This window comes from Novilysobacter erysipheiresistens (genome assembly GCF_036663935.1).
Lineage (GTDB): Bacteria > Pseudomonadota > Gammaproteobacteria > Xanthomonadales > Xanthomonadaceae > Novilysobacter > Novilysobacter erysipheiresistens.
In genome coordinates this window covers 561,850-582,768 of the sequence record NZ_JAXGFP010000001.1, presented here as the reverse complement: position 1 = coordinate 582,768, position 20,919 = coordinate 561,850, and the positions used below count along the sequence as shown (strand labels likewise).

Genomic DNA, 20,919 nt, shown 5'->3' with positions numbered 1-20,919 from the left:
ACCCGCCGAACCCTCGAGGCGATGTACAGGTCGCGACTCACGTCGCTCCTACGAGGGTCCGACGTTCGCTCAAGCGTGCTGCGTTTGCCCCTGGACGGATCCGCCGCGCGCCTTGCGCACGATCCGCACGGTGCCGTTGCGCATGTCGTCGAGGATCGCGTAGATCGTCGGCAGGAACAGCAGGCTGACCACGGTCGAGAACGCCAGCCCGCCGGCCACCGCACGGGCCATCGGGAAGTAGGTCAGCCCGCCCAGCACCTGGGTGTCGCTCAACGCGATCGGCACCATCGCCAGGATCGCCGTGCCCATCGTCATCATGATCGGCCGCAAGCGTTCGCGGCTGCCCTCGACCAGCGCATCGGTGCGGCACTTACCCATCCGCCGGAGATTGTTGATGTGCTCGATCATCACGATGCCGTTGTTCACCACCACGCCCATCAGCACCAGGATGCCGATGAAGGCCATCACCGAGAACGTGGTGCCGGTGAGCCAGAACAGCCAGAACACACCGAACACCGAGAACAGCACGCAACTCATGATCGCAGCCGGGAACAGCAGCGACTCGAACACCGCCGCCATCACCACGTAGATCATCACCAGCGCGATGATCAGGTTGAAGAACATCTGCTGTTGCGCTTCGTTGTCGCGCTCGAACGCACTGCCCTCGAAGGTGTAGCCATAGCCCGCCGGGAACGCGACGCTTTCCATCGCACGCTCCATCACTTCGCGCGCCTCCGGCACGGTGGTCTCGCCGGCCAGCCCGGCCTGGATCGCCAGCGTGGTCTGGCGGTTGGTGCGGCGGATCTCGGTCGCCGACGGCTGCACGTTGACGTCGACCATCGCCATCAGCGGCACGGTGCGGCCGTCGGGCGAGCGCACGGTGAAGCCGGCGATGTCCTGGATGCCGAACTCCTCCGCATCCTTGAACCGCACCCACACCGGCACCTCGTTGTCGCCCTGCTGGAAATCACGCAACTGCGCGCCACGCAGGGCCAGCGACACGAACTGCGAGACGTCCTGGGCGCTGAAGCCGAACGCGGCGGCGCGATCGCGGTCGACCCGCAGCGCCAGCTCGCTGTTCTGGTCGCCGCTGTCCACCCGCACGTCGCGCAGTTCCTCGTTGCGGGCGAGGATCGGCACGATCGACTCAGCCAGCTCGACCAGGGTCGCGGTCGAGTCGCCGACCAGTTGCACCTGCACGTTGCCGCCCTGGTCGCCACCGCCGCCACGCTCGCCGATGCCGATCTCGGCGCGCGCCGACTTCGGCAGCTCCTTGCCGATCTGTTCGACCAGCGACTTGGTGTCCTCGATCGACTCGTCGAAGGTCACCTCTGTCCCGGCCCAGCCCTGTTCGCTGTACCAGGAATAGATCTGCTCGATCTTGAAACGGTCGCGGTTGGCGTCGAGGAATTGTTCGACCCGGAGCACCTCGTCCGAGATCTGTTGCTTGGTGTAGCTGCCGTTCCACTGGTAGTACACGTTGGCTTCGCCGGCTTCCTCGCCGCCGCCGAACATCTCGAACTTGGTCTGGGTCATCGGCACGATGCTGATGGCGACGATCATCAGGATGCCCAGCACGCTCCAGCCGCGGTGGTTGAGGGTCCAGCGCAGGAAGCGGGCGTAACGGGCCTGCAGCCGGTGGATGGCACCGCCCTCGTCGCGCGCCGCCGGCGGCGTCTTCATCCGCGCCGACAGCATCGGGATCAGGCTGACCGCGACCAGCCATGACGCCAGCAGCGACACCGAGATGGTGATCGCGATCTGCGACATGAAGATGCTGATGTCATTGGCCTCGCCGAACAGGTTGGGCACGAACACGATGCAGTGGCACAGCGTGCCCGCCGACAACGCAATGGCGACGTTGCGGGTGCCGACGATCGAGGCGCGCATCGGCTGCCCCGGCATTCTTTCGCGTTCCTGGTAGATGCTCTCGACCACCACCACCGCGTTGTCGACCAGCATGCCGACCGCGAGCAGCAGCCCCATCAGCGACAGCACGTTGAGGGTGACTCCTGCGAAGTACATGAAGCCCAGCGTCATCACGAAACAGATCGGGATCGCCAGGGTCACCATCAGCGTCGACGGCCAATGGCGCAGGAAGAAGAACAGCACCGCGATCGACAGCACCAGGCCGACGCCGCCCGCCTCGGCCAGCTCCAGCAGCGAGCTGGTGACGTCCTTGCCGAGATTCTCGATGATCTTGACCTCGATCCCGGCCAACTCGGGCTGGGCGCGGATCCGCTCGATCTCGGCCAGCGCGGCGCTGGACACCGCGACCAGGTTGGCGTTGCGCTCCTTGAAGATGTCCAGGCCGATCGCCGCACGGCCATCTAGGCGGCGGCCATAGTCCATTCGCTGCGGCTTCATCCGGATCTCGGCGATGTCGCCCAGCCGCAAGCCGGCGTCGTTGATCACCAGGTTGCGCAGCTCATCCAGGTCGGTGAGCTCGCCGACCGGCTGTACCCGCAGGCGCCCGCTGCCGGTTTCGATCTCGCCGGCGGACAACGAGAAGTTCAAGGCCTGCAGCCGCGTGCTCAGCTCATTGAGGCTGAGTCCGTGCGCGGTCAACCGCTCGGGGGTGATCGCGATCTCGACCTCGTTCGGCGGCGCGCCGGCGATGTCGACCTTGGCCACCCCGGCCACGCGCTCCAGCGGACGCTGGAACTCGCGCTCAAGCATTTCATAGGCGCCGGTAAGATCCTGGTCGCCAGCCAGGCGAACCTGCAGGATCGCCTGGTCATCGGTGGAGAAGTTGCCGACGAAATAGCGTTGCAGGTCGTCGGGCAGTTCATCGCGAATCGCATCGAGCCGCTCGCGCGCCTCCGACGCCGCGATCTGCACGTCGGTCTCCCAGTCCGAGTAGAACACCTGGAGCGAGGCGCCATTGGAATTGGCCCGACCCTCGATGCGGTCCAGGCCGCTCATCGTCGACAGCGCTTCCTCGGCCGGGCGCAGGATCGTGCGCTCGACTTCCTCCGGGGTCGAGCCCGGATACGGCAACTCGATGAACACGCCGGGGAACGTCAGCGACGGCAATGCTTCCAGCGGCAGCCGCACCGCCGCGATCAGCCCGATCACGAACATCGAGACGAACAGCATGATGGTCGTGACCGGCCGTTTCAGGCTGAACTCGGCGACGCTCATGCCGGCTGCTCCGCGTCGCCCTCACCCGCGCCATGGCCAAGCATCGCCGCGCGCCGGCCGCGTTCGCGGTAGTGCTCGTCGGCGCGACGGTCCAGCAGGTCGTACACCACCGGGATCACCACCAGGGTCAGCAGGGTCGACACCAGCAACCCGCCAATCACTGTGATCGCCATCGGCGAGCGCACCTCGGCGCCGGCGCCGAACGCCAACGCCAGCGGCAGGAAGCCGAATAGCGTGCACAGCGTGGTCATGATGATCGGCCGCAGGCGCGAACGCGCACCCTCGACCAGCGCCTCGCGCTTGGCCACGCCGGCCTCGCGCAACTGGTTGACCTTGTCGATCAGGATGATCGCGTTCTTGGTCACCAGCCCGACCAGCAGGATCAGGCCGATGAACACCACGATCGACACCGACGAGCCGGTCAGCAGCAACGCCAGCACCGCGCCGACCATCGCCAGCGGGATGGTGAACAGGATCACGAACGGGTGCAGCAGCGACTCGAACTGGGACGCCATCACCAGGTAGACCAGGAAGATCGCCAGCCCGAACGCGAACAGCAGCGAGGTGATCGCGGCCGAAAGCTCCTCGCCCTGGCCACCGATGTGCATGCCGATCTCCGGCGCGAGCGGATTCTCGGCGACCATCTGCCGCACCTCCTCCACCGCGCTGCCCAGGTCGATGTCACGCAGGTTGGCCGAGACGATCGCCACGCGCTCCTGGTTGGCGCGGTGGATCTCGCTGGGGCCGGTGGTCGAAACCACGTCCGCCACCGACGACAGCCGCACCGCGCGATTGCTGCCGGGGTTGATGATGAGGTTGCGGATATCGTCGACCGAAGCGCGGTCGGCCTGGCGGGCCCGCACCAGCACGTCGATCTTGCGGTCGCGGAAGCTGTAGCGCGTGGCCACCTCGCCCTTGACCTTCTTGACCACCGCGTCTGCGACCTCGCGCGTGGTCAGGCCGAAGGCCGCCGCACGCTCCTGGTCGAAGTGGATCTGGATCTCGGGGAAACCCTGTTCCACCGTCGAGCTGACGTCGGCGTAGTGCGGGTTGGCCCGCAGCATCGCCGCCATCTTCTGGCCGGCGGCCTCGATCGCCTCGAGTTCGGTCCCGCGCAGCTCGATCTCCAGCGGCGTCGAGAAGCTGAACAACTCCGGCCGGCTGAAGTCGACCTGCGCTTCCGGGTTTGACTGCATGCTGTCACGCAGCGCCTCGGTGGTGGCTGCCTCGACCTCCTCGCTACCGCCGTCGGCCATGACCACGGTCAGCTTGCCGATGTTCTCGCCGCTCTCGGCCGGACTCGCATCCAGCCGCGTGCCGCTGCCGCTGACGCCATACATCGACTCGATGCCGGCAGCATCCGCATGTTCCTGCTGCAGCCGGCGGACCAGCGCGTCGGTCTGGTGCAGCGGCGTGCCTGGGGGCAGCTTGACCGTCATCTCGAAGCGGTCCTGCGCCAATTGCGGGATCAGGTCGGCGCCCAGCATCGGCACCAGCAACAAGGTCAGCACGAACGCGGTCGCCGCCGAGCCGAGCACCAGCCACGGCCGACGCAGCGCGCCCGGGAGCAACTTGAGGTAGCCACGCTCGGCGCGACCGTACGGCGCCATCGCCAGGTCGCTGGCCTTGCGCATCACCGGACCGACCACCGCGCTCAGGCCGCGCCACAGCTTCACCACCACCCAGGCGAGGCCGAAGAACCCGCCGCGGGTGCCGGCGCTGACGCCGCGCTCGGCCAGCGCCAACGGTTTCTGCAACTTCGACTTCGGCTGCCACTGCGGATGCGGCGGCTCTTCCGGGAACGCCATCGGCGGCCGGCCCTTGAGCGCGCTGAGCATCGGGATCAGGGTCATCGACACCACCAGCGAGATGCCGATCGCGATCGCCACGGTCAACGCCTGGTCGCGGAACAGCTCGCCGGCGATGCCCTCGACGAAGACCAGCGGCAGGAACACCGCGATCGTGGTCAGGGTCGAGGCGACCACCGCCATGCTGACCTCGCGGGTGCCGGTGATCGCCGCCTGCAGGATCCCGAGGCCGCGTTCGCGCGCCTTGGCGATCGATTCGAGCACCACGATCGAGTCGTCGACGACGAGACCGGTGGCCAGCGCGAGGCCGCCCAGCGACATCACGTTGAGGCTCAGGCCGAGCTGGCCCATGAAGAAGAACGTGGTGATGATCGACACCGGCAACGACAGGCCGACCACGAAGGTGCTCCACCCATCGCGCAGGAACAGGAAGATGATCAGGATCGCCAGCAGGCCGCCGATCACCGCGTCCTTCTTGACGTCGGCAATGGCGTGCTCGATGAAGACCGACTGGTCCTCGATGACGGTCAGCTCGAACTGCGGCGGGACCTCCTCGCGGATCTGCTCGAGCCGCTCGTGGATCGCGTTGGCGGTGGCGACGGTGTTGGCGTCACCCTCCTTGTAGATCGCCAGCTCGACCGCTTCCTGGCCGCCCAGGCGGATGATCGCCTCGCGCTCCTTGTGGCCCTGGGTGACGGTCGCCACGTCCTTGAGCCGGACCGGCATGCCACCGGCGACCACCGAGCCATCGCCCGACGACGCGCTCTGCACCGACGCCGCCGCGGCCATCGCATCGGCCGAACCGGTGGCCGCGGCCACCCGCGCCATCTGCATCGCCGCGTCCTGCGCCGCGCTGTCACCGCCGCTGCTGGTGGTGACCAGCATCTCGCGCATTTCCTCGACGCTGGCGAACTGGTTGACCGTGCGCACCAGGTAACGTTGCGAGCCCTGCTCCAGGCGGCCGCCGGAGACGTTGACGTTCTCCTGCGCGAGGCGCTCGATCACGGTGTCGATCGGCAGGTTGAGCTGGGCGAGCTTCTGCTGGTCGATCAGGACCTGGATCTCGTCTTCCAGGCCGCCGCCGACCTTGACCGCGGCAACGCCCTCGACCGGTTCGAGCTTCTTCTTGAGGTCCTCGTCGGCGTAGCGACGCAACAGGGTCAGCTGGCGCTCGGCGTCGCCTTCGGCCTTGGCCGACAGTGCGATCCGCAGGATCGGTGCGGTCGATGGATTGAAGCGCAGCAGCACCGGTGGCTCGGCTTCGAGCGGCAACTGCACGCCTTCCATCTTGTCGCGCACCTCCAGGCTGGCCTGGTCCATGTCGGTACCCCACGCGAACTCCAGCACCACGTCGCTCTGGCCGGTACGCGACACCGACTTCAGCTTGCGCAGCCCCTTGACCACGCCGACGGCCTCCTCGACCGGCTCGCTGATCAGGGTCTCGATTTCCGACGGCGCTGCGCCGGCGTACTCGGTACGCACGGTCAGGGTCGGATAGCTCAGGTCGGGCAGCAGGTTGACCTTGAGGTTGCTCAGCGCGATCAGGCCGAACAGCAGGAAGGTGATCGTCACCATCGCCACCGTGACCCGGCGGCGGGTGGAAAATTCGACCAGGTTGAAGCTGCGCGGCGCGTGCGAGTCCGGCACGTGCGGGGAGGAGTCTTTGGCGTCGCTCACGAGGGGCGTCCCGGCTTAGTTGTTGGTGGCAGCGGTGGCTTGGCCGGCGGCCTGCTTGGCAGCGGCCGTCTCGCCCTTCGCTTCGACGACCTGTGCCTTGTCCGGCTCGCCGACCACGGTGACCTCGCTGCCGTCGCGCAATGCGCTCTTGCCGGCGACGACCACGCGGTCGCCAAGCTTGATGCCCTCGCGGATCTCGGCCCACTCGCCATCGAGGTAGCCGAGCTGGACCGGCACACGCGCGACCTTGCCATCGCGCAGCGCGAACACCGCGGCATCGCCGGTGCCTTCGAGCAGCGCCGAACGCGGCACCACCAGGGCGTTGGCGCGCTTGTCGTAGTCGATGCTGATGCGGCCGAACATGCCGGGCTTCAGCAGCCCGTCGCTGTCGAACGCGGCAATCACCCGGAACGTGCCGCTGCCGGCGTCGACCACCGGCGAGATGCGGTCCACCGTGCCTTCGAAGGTCTTGCCCGGCAGCGCGTCCACCTTGAGGTTGACCGGCAGGCCCTGCTGCAGCGTCGCCAGCTCACGCTCGGGAACGTTGAGCACCGCTTCCAGCTCGGAGGTATCGACGATGCGCACGATCGGGGTATTGATCTGCACGAAGTTGCCCGGCTTCGGCGTGACCGACGCCACCACGCCGCTGATCGGCGCCTTGACGTTGGCGTAGGACAGTTCGAGGTTGGCCAGGCGATTGGCCGCGCGCGCATTGGCCAGGTCGTAGCGGATCTGGTCGTGGTCCGATGCGGCAATCAATTGCTCGCTGGCCAGCTTCTCGGCGCGGGCGAACTGGTTCTGCAACTTGTTCATCTGCGCCGCGGTCTGCGCCGCCTGCAACTCGGCACGCGACGAATCCAGCCGCACCAGGGTCTGCCCGGCGCTCACCACGTCACCCTCTTCGACCAACACGCTCAGGGCCACACCCGAGGTCTTGGCCACCACCTGCGATTCGGCCGGCGCCTCCAGCGGGGCGGTGCCGGTGTAGCTGGCGGCGACCGGACGATGGACGGCGGCGGCCACCTCGACCGGGACTGCCGCGACTTCCTTTTTTCCGTTTTCCTTGGCTTCCGCTTCGCCGGGCGAGCCGCCGCCGCAGGCCGACACGACCAGCAGGCACGACAGCGCGAAGGCGCCGGAAAGGACGTTGCCGCGGGCGCGGCGGGAGATTTGGTGGCGCATCGGATGGACCCCGGGGCAGGTGGCAGGCGTGGTGGTTCCGGCTGTATACCGGTGTTGTATATAGGTATATCACCGACGCACCCGGATCCCATGCGCCGAAGGTCATGGTGAACGCTGGCACCCGGGGTCGGTTGACCGTCGATCGACGGTGGCCGGGGCTGCATTGCGAGGCCGGTGCAGCCCCCGGCGTGGTGCGCGGCTTCGTTGCGAACCGCTCCCAAGTTATACTGCGCGGATTGTGCATCGCGATCGTGAATCGCGAACCGCCAGCAACATCCTTTGCCAGCCAACAAGAGATTGCGGACTAACATGATGCGACCGCTGACGATCGCCGCCCTGGCGCTTACCACCGCTGCCCTCGCCCTCGCTTTCCCAGCCCGGGTCCAAGCGCAGGACACGGCGCCCGTCGCCGCGCCCGCTGCGGCCCCGGCCGCTTCCAGCGCCGTGGTCGGCGATGTCGAGAGCGGCCGCATGCTGACCTACACCTGCCAGGGTTGCCATGGCATCGTCGGCTACAAGAACGCCTATCCGAACTACCACGTACCGAAGATCGGCGGCCAGTCGACCCAGTACCTGGTCAACGCGCTGACCGCCTACCAGCAGGGCACGCGCCAGCACCCGACGATGCAGGCCCAGGCCGAGAGTTTCTCGGAGCAGGACATCGCCGACATCGCCGCTTTCCTTTCCAGCCTGAAGTGAGTGAGCAGACGACCATGACGATCCGCACCTTCGCCATCGCCCCTGCCCTGCTCGCCGCCGCGCTGGCGCTGTCGGCCTGCTCCAATTCGGAAGCCCCGGCCGATCACGCCGAAGCCACCGAACACGCGGCCCCGACCTCGTCGTCGGCCGGCCTGCCCGAGGGCAACATCGCCGCCGGCGAGAAGCTCGCCAATACCAAGGGCGAGGCCACCGGCCAGTCGTGCATCGACTGCCACGGTGCCAACGGCAATGCGCCGATCGACCCGACCTATCCGAAGCTGGGCAATCAGTACGCCGACTACCTCGCCCATGCGTTGCAGGAATACCGCAACGGCAACCGCGAACACGCGCTGATGTCGAGCCAGGCCAAGACCCTGACCGACCAGCAGATCGCCGACCTGTCCGTCTGGTTCAGCAGCCGCGAAGGCGAGCTGGTCACGCTGCATGGGGCGCATGACTGATTGAGGTCCGGCGGAACCCACCAAAAAGCCCGCATTCGTGCGGGCTTTTTGTTTGCCTAGCCGGCGGGCGGCGGCGCGCTGCCGTTGCCTTTCTGCAGTTCCGGCTTGAACGGGATGTCCGGTGGCGGTCGCGCGGTCGGTGGTTGCTCGTTGAGGTTGGGATCGCCGATGCCGCACGCCCCGCCCATGACCAGCATCACCGTGGTGCATTCGATGTACTTGGTGGTACCCGGGATCGGGATGCGGATGGTAGTGACGCTCTTGCGCACCCACTCTTCCAGCAACGTCTCGTTCGGGCGCCAGTACTCGGCGAAGGCGGTCGGCTCGTAGTCGTTGGGCGGACGCCGCAGCCAGGTGCCGGCACGGTCGAGGTCGTCGATTTCCTCGGTGATGGTGCCCGGCGGCAAGCCTGGCGACGCCGAACCCGGGGTCTGCGCCAGGCGCACGGATCCGTCACTGTCGTACAGCCCGGGCGGCTCGCCCTTCTGCGCGCCCGGACGCTCGCGCGCGGCCGCGCCCCAGTCGTCGGCGCGCTCCGGGGTTGGCCAGGCACCCGGGGCGGGCGTTTCCTCGGGGCCCGCGGTCGCGACCGGTTCGACCTCGGTCGGCGCGACTTCGAGTGCCGAGCGAGGTTCGGCGGCAGGCGTCGGTGCAGGTTTGGCCGGCGCCGTCGCCACGGGCCGGGGTGGCGAGGGAATCTCGCGGACCCGTACCCGCGGCACCACGGCTTCGAGTTTCGGCGCGTCCGGCCGCGTCGGCGCCAGCACCGGCACCACCGCGCGCGGCGGCGTTGGCACTTCGGGGGCCGGCACGTCGCGAACGATCACTTCGGCCGGTTTCGGCTGCAGGACCGGCTGCGTAATCCGCGGTTGCGCGATCGGCTGCACCGACGGACGCGGCACCCGGGGTTGCGGCCGCGGTATCTCAACGATTTCCAGCGCCGGACTCGGCGCGCTCAACTCGGGCATCTGCAGTGCCGGCGCGTCGATCCGCGGCGTCGGCGGGGGCAGCACGAACGTCTCGCTGCGGTCCGGCACCGGTTCACTGACGGTCAACGGTTGCGCGACCTCGGGTGGCGTCGTCTGCGGCACCTCGCGTTCGACCAGTTCCGGCGGCGGCGACTGCAAGGTTGGCGCCGATACCGTCGGCGGCAGCACCGGCACGTCCGGCGACGGAAACGGCCGCGGAGACGGCTCCGGTGCCGGCATTGTCGTTTCGGATCGCGATGCCGCTTCCGACGGTTCCGCCGCTTCCATGGGCTCGATGGGCTCGACCGCCTCCATCGGCTCGGTCGTTTCCGGCTCGGGTCCGCCACCGACGTCCTCCGGCGTGCCGTCGCCGACGTACTCGATCTGCACCACCATCTCTTCGCCCTTCGGCGGCGGATGCGCGGCGTTGATCAGTTCGAGGTACATCAGCCACGCCAGCATTCCGGCCAGGAACAGATGCCAGCATCCCGTCAGGCTGGCGGCCAGCCAGTGCCAACGACGCTCGTCGGCGGATTCCTGTGCATGCCATTCCTGCCGCCACAAGGTGGAGAACGCCTGCCAGCGACCGAGCTCGGCCGCCCGGCCCGGCGCCACCGCCAATGGCCGTTGCATCAACACCGCGACGATATCTTCGGCGCTGGCGCCGGTCACCGCGCCGACGCGCTCGCCCATCGCGTCGAACCACTGCTGCCAGCCGGTCGGGAGCTCTCCTGGCGGCCGCAGCCAACGCCGCGCAACCTGCATGCGCAATTGCACCGCTCGGATCAGGGCGTCGGCTGAGATCATCAACGACGCGCAACCGCGATCAGGCCGCGCTGTCTCGGCTGATGTACGGGGCCGCGCCGGTGTCGTGGTCGGTCGCGTCGCGCACGGCGGTTACCCCGGGCACCTTTTCCAGCAGGGTCTTCTCGATGCCCTGCTTGAGGGTCACGTCGGCCATCCCGCAACCGTGGCAGCCGCCACCGAAGCGCAGCACGACCACGCCGTCGGCGGTGATTTCCTGCACCGCCACGTGGCCGCCGTGGCTGGCCAGCTGCGGGTTGATCTCGTTCTCGACCAGGTAGTTCACCCGTTCGACCAGCGAGGCGGACTCGCCCGGCGCCACGCCCTTGATCTTCGGCGCGCGAATCTGCAGCTGGCCGCCGGTAGCCCGGGTTTCGTAATCGATCTCGGCGCTGTCCAGATAGCTGACGCTGGCCGCGTCGAGCCACAGGGTGAAGCCGTCGCAGTCGATCGCCCATTCGTCGCCCTTCAGGTCGCCGGGCTCGCTGAACTCCAGGCGCACGTCCGCGCGCGGTGTGCCGGGGTGCATCGCCGACAGGCGCACCCCGAGGCCGGGCAGCGCCTCGCGCTCGATCAGTTTGCGGAAATGGCTCTGGGCGGATTCGGAAATCTGGATCATGCCGCTATTCTAACGGTCTGCACGCTATACCAGTGCGCATCCGCCCCGTCCGACCGCCGTCGATCGCACACCATTCAGTCGCGCCCGCCGCAAGGAACCCCGATGACCGACCTGATCCCCCTCGCCCGCGCCCACTGCATCGCCCGTCGTGGCAGCGAACACAAGCTTCCCCAGGCCCGCGTACGCGAACTGCTGCCGGAGATCCCCGGCTGGGAACTGGTCGAGGATGGTCATACGCTGAGCAAGACCTTCAAGTTCGATGACTATTACCGCACCATCGCCTTCGTGAACGCGCTGGCGTTCGTCGCCAACCGCGAAGACCACCATCCCGACCTGAGCGTGCATTACGATCGCTGCGTGGTGCGCTACTCGACTCACGACGTCGGCGGCCTCAGCGAGAACGATTTCATCTGCGCGGCCAAGGCCGACGCCCTGACGGAGTGACGCCATGAACCCGAGCACGACTGCCGCCATCGCGAACCTTTCGATCCGCACATGGCCGCGCGCTGCCGCGTGCGGCGCCATGCTGCTGTCGCTCGCCCTGCTGACCGGTTGCGAAGGGCCAGTCCAGACCCCGGCGATCGCGCCGACCCAGCCGGCCGCGGTCGATACGCCGCCGCCGGTCTATCCGCCGGAACTGGCCTGCGCCGACATCGGTGGCACGGTCGGCCTGATCATGGAAATCGGCATCGACGGCAGCCCGGTCAACATCCGGATCGAAAACAGCAGTGGCCAGCCAGTGCTCGACCAGTCGGCGATGGACGCGGTCAAGGCCTGGAAATTCCGCCCCGGCACCCGCAACGGCAACCCGGTGACCACCGACCTGCGCGTGCCGGTGACCTTCGAGCCGCCGACCATGCGCCCGGACATGTGCTTCCAGTTGGACGAGCAGGGGTAAGCGGCCGGTCTTTCGCGAGGCGAATACCGTGTAGGAGCGACGTAAGTCGCGACCCGCCGAACGCTGGGGTGATGTACAGGTCGCGACTGATGTCGCTCCTACATAAGCCGGTCCAGCACGTCGAGCAGTTCCGGCGCCAGCGGCGCATTCAGCAGGTACGGGGTCTTGCCACCGTCGAGCGCGAACTCCAGCGTCGAGGCATGCAGGAACAACCGCTTCAGCCCCACCTGCTCGCGCAACCGCTTGTTGACCGCCGGATCGCCGTACTTGTCGTCGCCGGCCACCGCATGGCCGATATGCTGCGCATGCACCCGGATCTGATGGGTACGCCCTGACTCGATCCGCACCTCGCAATACGACTGCCCGCCACGTCGCTCCAGTAGCTGGAAATGGCTCAGCGACGCCTTGCCCGCCGTGCTGCCGGTGCGGACCACCTGCACGTGGCGCTCGCCACCTTGGCGCAGGCCGACATGCAGCGGTGCGTCCACGCTCATCGCCCCGTCCGGCATCCGCCCACCCAGCAAAGCGAGGTAGCGCTTGCGGAAGCCGGTGCCACCACTGCTGCCCTCGCGCATCAGCATCTGCATCTCGGTCAGCGCCGAGCGCTTCTTGGCGACGATCAACAGCCCCGAGGTGTCGCGGTCAAGCCGGTGGACCAGTTCCAGCGACTGGTTCGGGCGTAGCGACCGCAAGGTCTCGATCGCGCCGAAACTGATCCCACTGCCGCCGTGGCTGGCCACGCCCGAGGGCTTGTTCAGCGCCAGCAGCCGGGCGTCCTCGTAGACGATCGCCGCGTCCAGCGCATTCATGAACCCCGTCGGCGGCGTCGGCTTGTCTCCCGCTTCGGCGAGACGAACCGGCGGTATACGAACCTCCTCGCCGCCCTCCAGCTTTCGCTCGGCCTTGGCCCGACCGCCGTTGATCCGCACCTGTCCGGAGCGAATCAGTTTGTAAATCAGCGACTTGGGAACACCTTTCAATTGCCCCAGGAGGAAATTGTCGAGCCGCTGGCCGGCGCGGTCGTCCGGCACCCGCACGACACGGGCGCCGGTGCGGTTGTCACCGACGGGATTGGGGGCTGAATGGGTCATCCGCAAAGGGTTATCTGATACACTCGCGACGCGAGATAAGGTTTTGATTTCGCAGGGAGTTGTTCCCGTCGCCGCGCCAACACGCTGCAGCGCCGGGACGCAGGGCCAAAAGCCCGACCTGCGATTCCGGCCCGCGCCTGACCACTGTCCTCGGGACAGCCATGTTAGCAGCGACGGTCCGGCGGAACCGACCCTCGTCCGGCGGGTCAAACCGCCTGTGATGAACACGCCCCGAGCGACGCCAAGGCAGATCCTTGCTGAACGCGGTCGCCGGCCCCGAAAGTTTAGGAATGCAACAAGCAAGCGCTCCCGCGGCCCGCCGTGGTGTTGTAGCGCTGGAAAATTGTCAGGTCACGCCAGCGTGCGCAGGAACCCGCTCCCCGGAGCCACCCTGCAGCCGTCGCGAAGGCGGGACCCGGTTGTCCAGAAGCGAGACGCCAGGCGTTCCGCGCGGTTCGAGCGCGCGAGGAACGCAACAATGAAACGCATGCTGATCAACGCGACGCAGGCAGAAGAACTGCGCGTGGCGACCGTCGATGGCCAGACCCTGTACGACATCGACATCGAGCAACCCTCGAAAGAACAGACCAAGTCCAACATCTACAAGGGCAAGATCACCCGCCTCGAGCCCTCGCTCGAAGCCGCCTTCGTCGAGTACGGCGGCAACCGTCACGGCTTCCTGCCGATGAAGGAAATCTCCCGCGATTACTTCGCCGCCGGGGTCGACCACAACAAGGCCGGCCTCAAGGAACTGCTGCGCGAAGGCCAGGAAGTCGTGGTCCAGGTCGACAAGGAAGAGCGTGGCAACAAGGGCGCCGCCCTGACCACGTTCATCTCGCTGGCCGGCCGCTACATGGTGCTGATGCCGAACTCCCCGACCGCCGGCGGCGTCTCGCGCCGGATCGAGGGCGAGGACCGCGCCGAGCTGAAGAAGGCGATGGACGCGCTGGCCATCCCCGACGACATGGGCGTGATCATCCGCACCGCCGGCGTCGGCCGCGATGCCGAAGAGCTGCAGTGGGACCTCGATTACCTGCTTCAGGTATGGAAGGCGGTCGCCGAGGCCGCGCTGACCAAGCCCGCGCCGTTCCTGATCTACCAGGAGTCGCGGCTGATCATCCGCGCCCTGCGCGACTACATGCGCCCGGACATTGGCGAGATCCTGGTCGACACCGACGAGATGTACGCCGAGGCGCGCGACTTCGTCGAGCAGGTGATGCCGCACAACCTGCGCAAGCTCAAGCACTACACCGACGACGTGCCGCTGTTCAACCGCTTCCAGATCGAGTCGCAGATCGAGAACGCCTACGAGCGTGAAGTGCGGCTGCCGTCCGGCGGCGCGCTGGTGATCGACCAGACCGAGGCGCTGACCGCGGTCGACGTCAACTCGGCGCGTGCCACCAAGGGCAGCGACATCGAGGAAACCGCGTTCAACACCAACCTGGAGGCCGCCGAGGAAGTGGCCCGCCAGATGCGCCTGCGCGACCTCGGAGGCCTGGTGGTGATCGACTTCATCGACATGTCGTCCAACCGCCACCAGCGCGATGTCGAAAACCGCCTGCAGCACGCGCTCAAGCAGGACCGCGCGCGCGTGCAGGTCGGCCGCATCTCGCGCTTCGGCCTGCTCGAAATGAGCCGCCAGCGCCTGCGTCCGAGCCTGGGCGAGTCCAGCCAGCTGGTCTGCCCGCGTTGCGAGGGCCACGGCCGCATGCGCAGCGTCGAGTCGCTGTCGCTGTCGATCCTGCGCGTGGCCGAAGAGCACGCGATGAAGGAAAACACCGGGCAGGTGCTGGTACAGGCGCCGACCGAGATCGCCAACTACCTGCTCAACGAGAAGCGCCGCGCGCTGGCCGAGATCGAACAGCGCCACGACTCGCCGATCGTGATCGTCGCCGACGAGCAGCTGCTGACCCCGCATTACGAGGTCACCCGCATCCGCGACAACGAGATGGGCGAGGAAACCAGCAAGCCGAGCTACCACCGCGGTACCCCGCGCAAGCTGCCGACCCACGCGCTGACCAAGGCCCACCTGAACATCCCGGCGGCGCCGATCGTCACCAACGTCAAGCCGGCCCAGCCGGCGCCGTTGCGCGAGCCGCGCGAAGCCGCCGCCGCTGCCCCGGCCGCACTGGCGCCGACGCCGACCGTGGTCGCGCCGACCCATTCGATCGGCGTGGTCGAGCGGATCATGCGGTTCTTCCGCGGCAGCGAGTCGGCGACGACCGCCAAGCCCGCATCGGGCCCGCGTTCGCAGGACGGCCGCGGCCGCGGCGAGCGTGATCGCAATGACCGTGGCGAGCGCGGTGGCGAGCGTGGCGATCGCGGCCAGCGCCGTGGCGGCAAGCAGGCACGTGACAGCCAGCGTCGTGACGAGCCGCGCCGTGACGAGCAACGCCGCGGCAACGGTGCTGCCCCCCAGGCCCAGGACGCATCGGCGTCGGGCAAAGGTCGCGGCGGCAATCAGGGCCGGCAGAAGCAGCCCAAGCCGCAGGTCGAGGAGCGCATCGAAACTTCCGACACCGGCCACACCGAGCAGGCCACCCGCGCACCGAAGCCGCCGCGGACGCCGCGCGGCGAGCGGCCCGCGCGCGAGGCCGAGAGCCCCGTCGTTGACACCGCCGGCGCCGCGGCGGTAGCGGCTGCCGCGTCCGCTCCTGACGCCCCGGCCAGGGAGAAGGTCGCAACCGCGGCCGCTGCCGTCGCCGAAGACGCGCAGCAGTCCGCCGACAAGGCCGCGACCGCCGACAACGAGGACGAAGCCGGCGAAGGCGCCAGCCGTCGTCGTCGTGGCCGTCGTGGTGGTCGTCGTCGTCGTCGTGGCGGTGGTGGCGAACATGCGGCCGCCGAAGGCGCGTCGCCGGAAACCGCCCTGCTGGATGAAGGCGACCACGATGCCGAGGCCCAGCCGGTCGCCAGCCGGTCGCAGCCGGAGTTCGACTTCGATGACGAGGGCGCTCCGGCCGCCAAGCCGGCAAAGCCGAACCGCACGGAGGCGACTGCCCCGGAAGCCGACGCAACCAAGTCCGCTGCGACCGTGAAAGAAATGACGCCGGCCATCGCCGCGGCGGCGGCCATCCCGGCCGCGACCGTGGCGACTGCATCGGCCCCGGCCCCGGCCGCGCCCGTCGACGCCGAACCCGAGACGCCCGCGACACCAGTCGATACGGCGAACACCGCGCCTACCCCGGCCGAAGCGGCCGTCCAGGCGACATCGCCGCGCGAAGTCGGGGCCAGCATCGTCGAACCGGCCATCGTCGACGCCGAAGTGGTCGAGGACACCGTGGTGCCCGAGCCGGAACCGGTCGAGGACGCCATCGTGGTCGAGCCGTCGAACGCGCCCGAAGCGATCGAACCGGCGAAGGGCGAACCCGAGGAAATCGAGCCGGTGAAGTCCGACCGCAGCGACGACATAGAGCATGCTAGTCAGGCCCCGGTCGCCAACGAGAGCCATGGCAACGGCAAGCACCCGGCCGCCGAGCCGCGTACGGCCGGCCTGTTCGACGCCGAATCGACCTCGTCGCCGGCCGATGCCGCGGTCACCGGTCAGCACGCCGACGAGGGCGACACCGACACCAGGCAGCGCCACGACGCCTGACCGTCAAGTCACCCCGCTCGATCCCGGTCGAGCATGAAGAACGGGCCGCATCTTGCGGCCCGTTTTTTTGTCAGATCGCCAGCGCCGGCTCGATCAAGCCGTACTGTCCCAGCAACCGCGCCAGCGCGATGCTGTCGGTGATCTCCAGCTTCTCAAACATCCGCGACTTGTGCGTGTTGACCGTCTTCGCGCTCAGGCTCAGCCGTCGCGCGATCTGCTCCTGCCGTAAACCTTGCGCCAGCAGCAACGCCACCTCCATCTCGCGCGGCGACAACCCGTCGAATGGCGAAGCGTCACCATCGATCCCGGACAGCGCCAGGTGCTGGGCGATGCTGTTGGCCAGGTAGCGCCGCCCGCGGGCGACGTCGCGCACCGCGCGCAGCAGTTCCGTCGCGTCGCCGCCCTTGCCGACGTAGCCGCAGGCACCCGCCTCAAGCAATCGCCGCGGCAATGGCCCGTCCTCCAGCGCCGACACTATCACCACCCGCGTACCGCAGTCACCGCGGACCAGCCGCTCGGTCACCTCCAACCCGCTGATCCCGGGCAGGTGCAGGTCGCACAGCACCACGGCCGGCTTGAGCGCGCGGATCAGCGGCAGGGCCAGTTCGCCGGTTTCGGCGTCGCCAACCACCTCGATGTCGGTTTCACCCGACAGGATCATGCGCATGCCGGTACGGACCAGCGCGTGGTCCTCGACGATGAAAACTCTGATGGTCATTCCATTCCCCTTGCCAACACTCCTATCGCGAGGGTAAGCGGGCACCCCGGAGGGTGCAAGGCGGCACTCCACAGCGCCAGGTGGCTGGGGCACACTTGGCAATTGCCTCGATGGATACCTTCCATGCGCCCCAGCCACTGCCTCGCCCTCGCCGTTTCGCTCGGGCTGCTTGCCGCCTGCGCGCAATCGCCCAAGGACAGCACGGCGACGTCGGGTAGCGACGCACCAGTCGAAACCGTCGCCCCGGCCCCGGCCAGCGATGCCGCCAAGGCCTGGCTGGCCGACGTCGACGCGATCGCCACCGCTGCTGACAACGCTGGCCGCCGCCAGGTCATCGAGCGGCAACTGGAGTCGCTCGGCTTGGCGTGGCAGGCGATGCCGTTCGAGAGCGAGCACGGACCGGGCGAGAACCTGATCGCCGATGTCAGCGGCAATCCCGACTCGCCGCTGCTGCTGCTCGGCGCCCATTCCGATCGCGTCAGCGAAGGCAAGGGCGCCACCGACAACGCGTCCGGCAGCGCCGTGGTGCTGGAACTCGCGGAGCGGTTCAATCGGGAGCCGCTCGACAACCACCGCGTCAGCGTCGCCTTCTGGGACCTGGAGGAGCGCGGCCTGCTCGGCGCCCACGCCTTCGTCGCCAAGGGCGGCCCGGCACCTGCGCAGTACGTCAATTTCGACGTATTCGGCTGGGGCGACACCGTGTGGATGATGACCCCTGACCCCGCCCACCCGCTGGCGGCCGCCAGCCAGACCTCCGCCAACGATGCCGGCCTGCACCTGTCCGCTGGCGAGCAATACCCACCGACCGACCACCGTGCGTTCCTCAAGGCCGGTTGGCCGGCGGTGTCGTACTCGCTGGTCGGCCAGGACGAGATCGGCGCGATCCTCGCCGCCTACGCCGGCAACAAGCCCGAGGCCACGCCCAAGGTCATGCACGTGATCCACAGCGAACGCGACACGCTCGCCCAGCTCGATCCCAACGCCGCCGCCCGCGGCATCGACGCGATCGAAGCCGCATTGCGGCAGTGGGATGCCGACGCCGGAGGTTCGGGCGCCGCAGCGACCAGCAGCGATTGACCATGCGCAACCCGCTACAAGACCAGTTGTTGAAGGCCGGCCTGGTCAAGAAGAGCAAGGCTGCGCAGATCGTCCGCGAACAGACCAGGCAGCGCCACAGCAAGGCGCCGCCGACCGCCGAATCACCGAAGGTCGACGCCCGCCAGTTGCAGACCGAGCGCGCCGAACGCGACCGCGCCCTCGCCGCCGAACGCAACGCCCAGGCCCGGGTCAACGAGACCCGCGCACAGGTGCGGCAGATCGTCGAGGGCGCCAAGCTCAAGCGCGACGGCGAGATCGCCTACGCCTTCAACGACGACGGAAAGATCAAGCGCCTGCTGGTCGACGACGCGCAACGCACGCAACTGGCCAAGGGCGCGCTGGTGATCGTCCGCCACGACCACGGCCATGAGCTGATCCCCCGCCCCGCCGCCGACAAGGTCTACGCCCGCGACGCGAGCATGATCGTGCTCGACCACGCCCGCGAGACGGCGTCCGGCAGCAACGATGACGACGACGACTTCTACAAGCAGTTCGAAGTCCCCGACGACCTGATCTGGTAAGCGGCGGACCGTTTCGACGTAGATGTCCGAGCGTACATGTCCGAAAACGGCGAGCCGCGCCCCGCCGCGCATGAAATCCTTCCGGAATCCCCACCTGCCCCGGAGCACCCCATGTCCCAAGCCGCCCCCGCCGCCACCTTCCGCCGCCTCCACCAGGACGGCTTGCTACGGCTCGCCAATGCCTGGGATGCCGGCAGCGCCCGGCTGATCGAAAGCCTCGGTGCCAGGGCCATCGCCACCACCAGCGCCGGCGTGGCCTGGGCGAACGGCTACGCGGACGGCAGCCAGCTGCCGGTGCTGCGCCTGATCGATACCGCCGCCAGCATCGCCCGCGTTATCCGCGTCCCGCTCAGCGTCGATTTCGAAGACGGCTATGCCAGCGACGCGGCAACCGTTGCCGACAACGTCGCCCGCGTGATCGACTCCGGCGCGGTCGGCATCAATATCGAGGATGGCGCCGACAGCCCCGACCTGCTCGCTGCGAAGATCGAGCGGATCAAGCGCATGGCGTCGGAGCGCGGGGTCGACCTGTTCGTCAACGCCCGCACTGATGTCTACCTGCGCGGGCTCGTCGGCGAGGACCAGCGTGTCGCGGAAACCCTCGCCCGTGCGAAGCGCTATCGCGACGCCGGGACCGATGGCCTGTTCGTGCCGGGCCTGGCCGATGTCGACCAGATCGGCGAAGTGGTTGCCAGCGCGGGACTGCCTCTCAACGTGATGAGCTTGCCCGGCCTCCCAAGCGCCGCGGAACTGGAATCGCTCGGCGTGCGCCGACTGAGCGCCGGCGCCGCGATTTCGATCTCGGCAATGGGTCACGTCGCCGGGATTGCCAGCAGCTTTCTGCAAGGCGGCGACACCGCCAATCCGTCATCGGGCAAGGCGCAGGACTACGGCTCGATCAATGCGCTGTTCGACGGCATCGGGAACGGACAATAGCCACGCCACGGGCGCCGATTGCGGCGCCCTACCCTTCGGGCATGGCCGAAGGGTCCATCCACACCGCTTCCCAGACATGACCATCGGGATCGGTCAAAGCGCGGCTGTACATGAAGCCCAGGTCCTGCTTCGGATTGATGTCGCCGGTGCCACCGTGCGCGGCTGCCGCCGCATTCATCGCATCGACCGCCTCGCGATTGTCCAGCGAGAGTGCGAGCAACACCTCGCTGGCCGTCGAAGTCGGGATCGGGCGCGTGGTGAACGTGCGCCACTTGTCGTGGGTGAGCAGCATCACGTTGATCGCCTCGCTCCAGACCATGCACGCGGCGGTGTCATCGGTGAACTGCGGATTGTTGTCGAAGCCCAGCGCCTCGTAGAAGGCCATCGGGGCTGCGAGGTCGGCAACGGGGAGGTTCACGAAGATCATGCGGGTCAGGACGGGGGACCCCCGACATGTCCGATCAGCTCGGGACCGCTGGCCGCGACCAGCGAAACCGTCAACTGACCTGCACGGCGGAGATGCCGCGACGATGAACTGCTCGGTATGGCTCGAATACGTCTCGCATGAATGCCGCCTGGGTTAGCAGACCGATGGCATCGCCTTCCTTTGCTGTCTCGTCGCGGATGATCACGCCGGCTTCGACGAGAGCCTGCGGCTGCACGATGCTTGAAGTGTGGTTTGACGTCATGGAATTGCTCT

The 20,919-nt window shown here is 68.0% G+C and carries 17 protein-coding genes; 8 read left to right on the top strand and 9 right to left on the bottom strand.

Going from position 1 to position 20,919, the window contains the following annotated elements; translation table 11 throughout:
• Window positions 1-69: 69 nt before the first annotated feature.
• The 3 genes from SNE34_RS02855 to SNE34_RS02845 are packed head-to-tail and all read right to left on the bottom strand — an operon-like array spanning window position 70 to window position 7,811.
• A complete protein-coding gene (locus SNE34_RS02855) occupies window positions 70-3,144 on the bottom strand; it encodes an efflux RND transporter permease subunit (protein WP_332614488.1) in 3,075 nt (1,024 codons plus the stop codon).
• Window positions 3,141-6,629, bottom strand: coding sequence for an efflux RND transporter permease subunit (locus SNE34_RS02850; RefSeq protein ID WP_425604432.1), 3,489 nt, complete (start codon window positions 6,627-6,629; stop codon window positions 3,141-3,143). Before SNE34_RS02850 ends, SNE34_RS02855 begins: the two co-directional genes overlap by 4 nt.
• A 15-nt stretch (window positions 6,630-6,644) precedes the next feature.
• The gene (locus tag SNE34_RS02845; RefSeq protein ID WP_332614487.1) at window positions 6,645-7,811 is read right to left on the bottom strand and encodes an efflux RND transporter periplasmic adaptor subunit; all 1,167 of its coding nucleotides are present in this window, start codon (window positions 7,809-7,811) and stop codon (window positions 6,645-6,647) included.
• Between the two features lie 312 nt (window positions 7,812-8,123).
• Between SNE34_RS02845 and SNE34_RS02840 the strand changes: the two genes are divergently transcribed.
• Both SNE34_RS02840 and SNE34_RS02835 read left to right on the top strand, forming a co-directional pair.
• The gene (locus SNE34_RS02840) at window positions 8,124-8,510 is read left to right on the top strand and encodes a c-type cytochrome (RefSeq protein WP_425604442.1); all 387 of its coding nucleotides are present in this window, start codon (window positions 8,124-8,126) and stop codon (window positions 8,508-8,510) included.
• 14 nt (window positions 8,511-8,524) lie between these two features.
• Window positions 8,525-8,971, top strand: a complete 447-nt coding sequence (locus tag SNE34_RS02835) for a c-type cytochrome (protein ID WP_332614483.1) — start codon at window positions 8,525-8,527, stop codon at window positions 8,969-8,971.
• Window positions 8,972-9,027: 56 nt separating this feature from the next.
• On the opposite strand, the gene SNE34_RS02830 is transcribed toward SNE34_RS02835, so the two are convergent.
• Together SNE34_RS02830 and SNE34_RS02825 are read right to left on the bottom strand one after the other, a co-directional pair.
• Window positions 9,028-10,746 (bottom strand): hypothetical protein, encoded by a 1,719-nt coding sequence (locus SNE34_RS02830; RefSeq protein ID WP_332614482.1) that lies wholly within the window; start codon window positions 10,744-10,746, stop codon window positions 9,028-9,030.
• A 19-nt stretch (window positions 10,747-10,765) separates the two neighbouring features.
• Window positions 10,766-11,362 carry an NfuA family Fe-S biogenesis protein gene (locus tag SNE34_RS02825; RefSeq protein ID WP_332614481.1) on the bottom strand — a complete coding sequence of 199 codons (597 nt, stop codon included), beginning with the start codon at window positions 11,360-11,362 and terminating at the stop codon, window positions 10,766-10,768.
• Between the two features lie 102 nt (window positions 11,363-11,464).
• On the opposite strand from SNE34_RS02825, the gene SNE34_RS02820 reads away from it, so the two are divergent.
• Window positions 11,465-11,806: a 4a-hydroxytetrahydrobiopterin dehydratase gene (locus tag SNE34_RS02820; RefSeq protein ID WP_332614479.1), complete on the top strand. Its 342-nt coding sequence runs from the start codon at window positions 11,465-11,467 to the stop codon at window positions 11,804-11,806.
• A gap of 4 nt (window positions 11,807-11,810) precedes the next feature.
• A complete protein-coding gene (locus SNE34_RS02815) occupies window positions 11,811-12,260 on the top strand; it encodes an energy transducer TonB (protein WP_332614478.1) in 450 nt (149 codons plus the stop codon).
• A gap of 98 nt (window positions 12,261-12,358) precedes the next feature.
• Here SNE34_RS02815 and SNE34_RS02810 read toward each other — a convergent pair whose 3' ends face one another.
• Window positions 12,359-13,351, bottom strand: coding sequence for an RluA family pseudouridine synthase (locus SNE34_RS02810; RefSeq protein WP_332614477.1), 993 nt, complete (start codon window positions 13,349-13,351; stop codon window positions 12,359-12,361).
• A gap of 478 nt (window positions 13,352-13,829) precedes the next feature.
• On the opposite strand from SNE34_RS02810, the gene SNE34_RS02805 reads away from it, so the two are divergent.
• The gene (locus SNE34_RS02805) at window positions 13,830-16,946 is read left to right on the top strand and encodes an Rne/Rng family ribonuclease (protein ID WP_332614476.1); all 3,117 of its coding nucleotides are present in this window, start codon (window positions 13,830-13,832) and stop codon (window positions 16,944-16,946) included.
• A gap of 70 nt (window positions 16,947-17,016) precedes the next feature.
• On the opposite strand, the gene SNE34_RS02800 is transcribed toward SNE34_RS02805, so the two are convergent.
• Window positions 17,017-17,664 (bottom strand): response regulator transcription factor, encoded by a 648-nt coding sequence (locus SNE34_RS02800; RefSeq protein WP_332614474.1) that lies wholly within the window; start codon window positions 17,662-17,664, stop codon window positions 17,017-17,019.
• Between the two features lie 123 nt (window positions 17,665-17,787).
• Here SNE34_RS02800 and SNE34_RS02795 point away from each other — a divergent pair, with 123 nt between their 5' ends.
• The 3 genes from SNE34_RS02795 (at window position 17,788) to SNE34_RS02785 (ending at window position 20,219) form a co-directional block, all read left to right on the top strand.
• Window positions 17,788-18,741, top strand: coding sequence for a M28 family metallopeptidase (locus tag SNE34_RS02795; RefSeq protein WP_332614472.1), 954 nt, complete (start codon window positions 17,788-17,790; stop codon window positions 18,739-18,741).
• Window positions 18,742-18,743: 2 nt separating this feature from the next.
• On the top strand, window positions 18,744-19,283 hold the full coding sequence (locus SNE34_RS02790) for a DUF2058 domain-containing protein (protein WP_332614470.1): 540 nt from the start codon (window positions 18,744-18,746) through the stop codon (window positions 19,281-19,283).
• A 111-nt stretch (window positions 19,284-19,394) separates the two neighbouring features.
• Entirely contained in the window at window positions 19,395-20,219 is an 825-nt protein-coding gene (locus tag SNE34_RS02785; protein ID WP_332614468.1) for an isocitrate lyase/PEP mutase family protein, read from the top strand.
• A gap of 28 nt (window positions 20,220-20,247) precedes the next feature.
• Here the strand turns inward: SNE34_RS02785 and SNE34_RS02780 are convergent, their stop codons facing one another.
• Together SNE34_RS02780 and SNE34_RS02775 are read right to left on the bottom strand one after the other, a co-directional pair.
• Window positions 20,248-20,646 (bottom strand): VOC family protein, encoded by a 399-nt coding sequence (locus SNE34_RS02780; RefSeq protein WP_332614466.1) that lies wholly within the window; start codon window positions 20,644-20,646, stop codon window positions 20,248-20,250.
• A gap of 70 nt (window positions 20,647-20,716) precedes the next feature.
• On the bottom strand, window positions 20,717-20,908 hold the full coding sequence (locus tag SNE34_RS02775; RefSeq protein WP_332614464.1) for a hypothetical protein: 192 nt from the start codon (window positions 20,906-20,908) through the stop codon (window positions 20,717-20,719).
• Between the last annotated feature and the right edge of the window lie 11 nt (window positions 20,909-20,919).

Excerpts from the sequence above, each read along its gene's own strand:
- SNE34_RS02775 (WP_332614464.1), bottom strand. The coding sequence starts at position 20,908 with ATGACGTCAAACCACACTTCAAGCATCGTGCAGCCGCAGGCTCTCGTC.
- SNE34_RS02800 (WP_332614474.1), bottom strand. The coding sequence starts at position 17,664 with ATGACCATCAGAGTTTTCATCGTCGAGGACCACGCGCTGGTCCGTACC.
- SNE34_RS02805 (WP_332614476.1), top strand. The coding sequence starts at position 13,830 with ATGAAACGCATGCTGATCAACGCGACGCAGGCAGAAGAACTGCGCGTG.
- SNE34_RS02855 (WP_332614488.1), bottom strand. The coding sequence starts at position 3,144 with ATGAGCGTCGCCGAGTTCAGCCTGAAACGGCCGGTCACGACCATCATG.
- SNE34_RS02810 (WP_332614477.1), bottom strand. The coding sequence starts at position 13,351 with ATGACCCATTCAGCCCCCAATCCCGTCGGTGACAACCGCACCGGCGCC.
- SNE34_RS02840 (WP_425604442.1), top strand. The coding sequence starts at position 8,124 with ATGCGACCGCTGACGATCGCCGCCCTGGCGCTTACCACCGCTGCCCTC.
- SNE34_RS02845 (WP_332614487.1), bottom strand. The coding sequence starts at position 7,811 with ATGCGCCACCAAATCTCCCGCCGCGCCCGCGGCAACGTCCTTTCCGGC.
- SNE34_RS02790 (WP_332614470.1), top strand. The coding sequence starts at position 18,744 with ATGCGCAACCCGCTACAAGACCAGTTGTTGAAGGCCGGCCTGGTCAAG.
- SNE34_RS02820 (WP_332614479.1), top strand. The coding sequence starts at position 11,465 with ATGACCGACCTGATCCCCCTCGCCCGCGCCCACTGCATCGCCCGTCGT.
- SNE34_RS02830 (WP_332614482.1), bottom strand. The coding sequence starts at position 10,746 with ATGATCTCAGCCGACGCCCTGATCCGAGCGGTGCAATTGCGCATGCAG.
- SNE34_RS02825 (WP_332614481.1), bottom strand. The coding sequence starts at position 11,362 with ATGATCCAGATTTCCGAATCCGCCCAGAGCCATTTCCGCAAACTGATC.
- SNE34_RS02785 (WP_332614468.1), top strand. The coding sequence starts at position 19,395 with ATGTCCCAAGCCGCCCCCGCCGCCACCTTCCGCCGCCTCCACCAGGAC.
- SNE34_RS02795 (WP_332614472.1), top strand. The coding sequence starts at position 17,788 with ATGCGCCCCAGCCACTGCCTCGCCCTCGCCGTTTCGCTCGGGCTGCTT.
- SNE34_RS02780 (WP_332614466.1), bottom strand. The coding sequence starts at position 20,646 with ATGATCTTCGTGAACCTCCCCGTTGCCGACCTCGCAGCCCCGATGGCC.
- SNE34_RS02815 (WP_332614478.1), top strand. The coding sequence starts at position 11,811 with ATGAACCCGAGCACGACTGCCGCCATCGCGAACCTTTCGATCCGCACA.
- SNE34_RS02835 (WP_332614483.1), top strand. The coding sequence starts at position 8,525 with ATGACGATCCGCACCTTCGCCATCGCCCCTGCCCTGCTCGCCGCCGCG.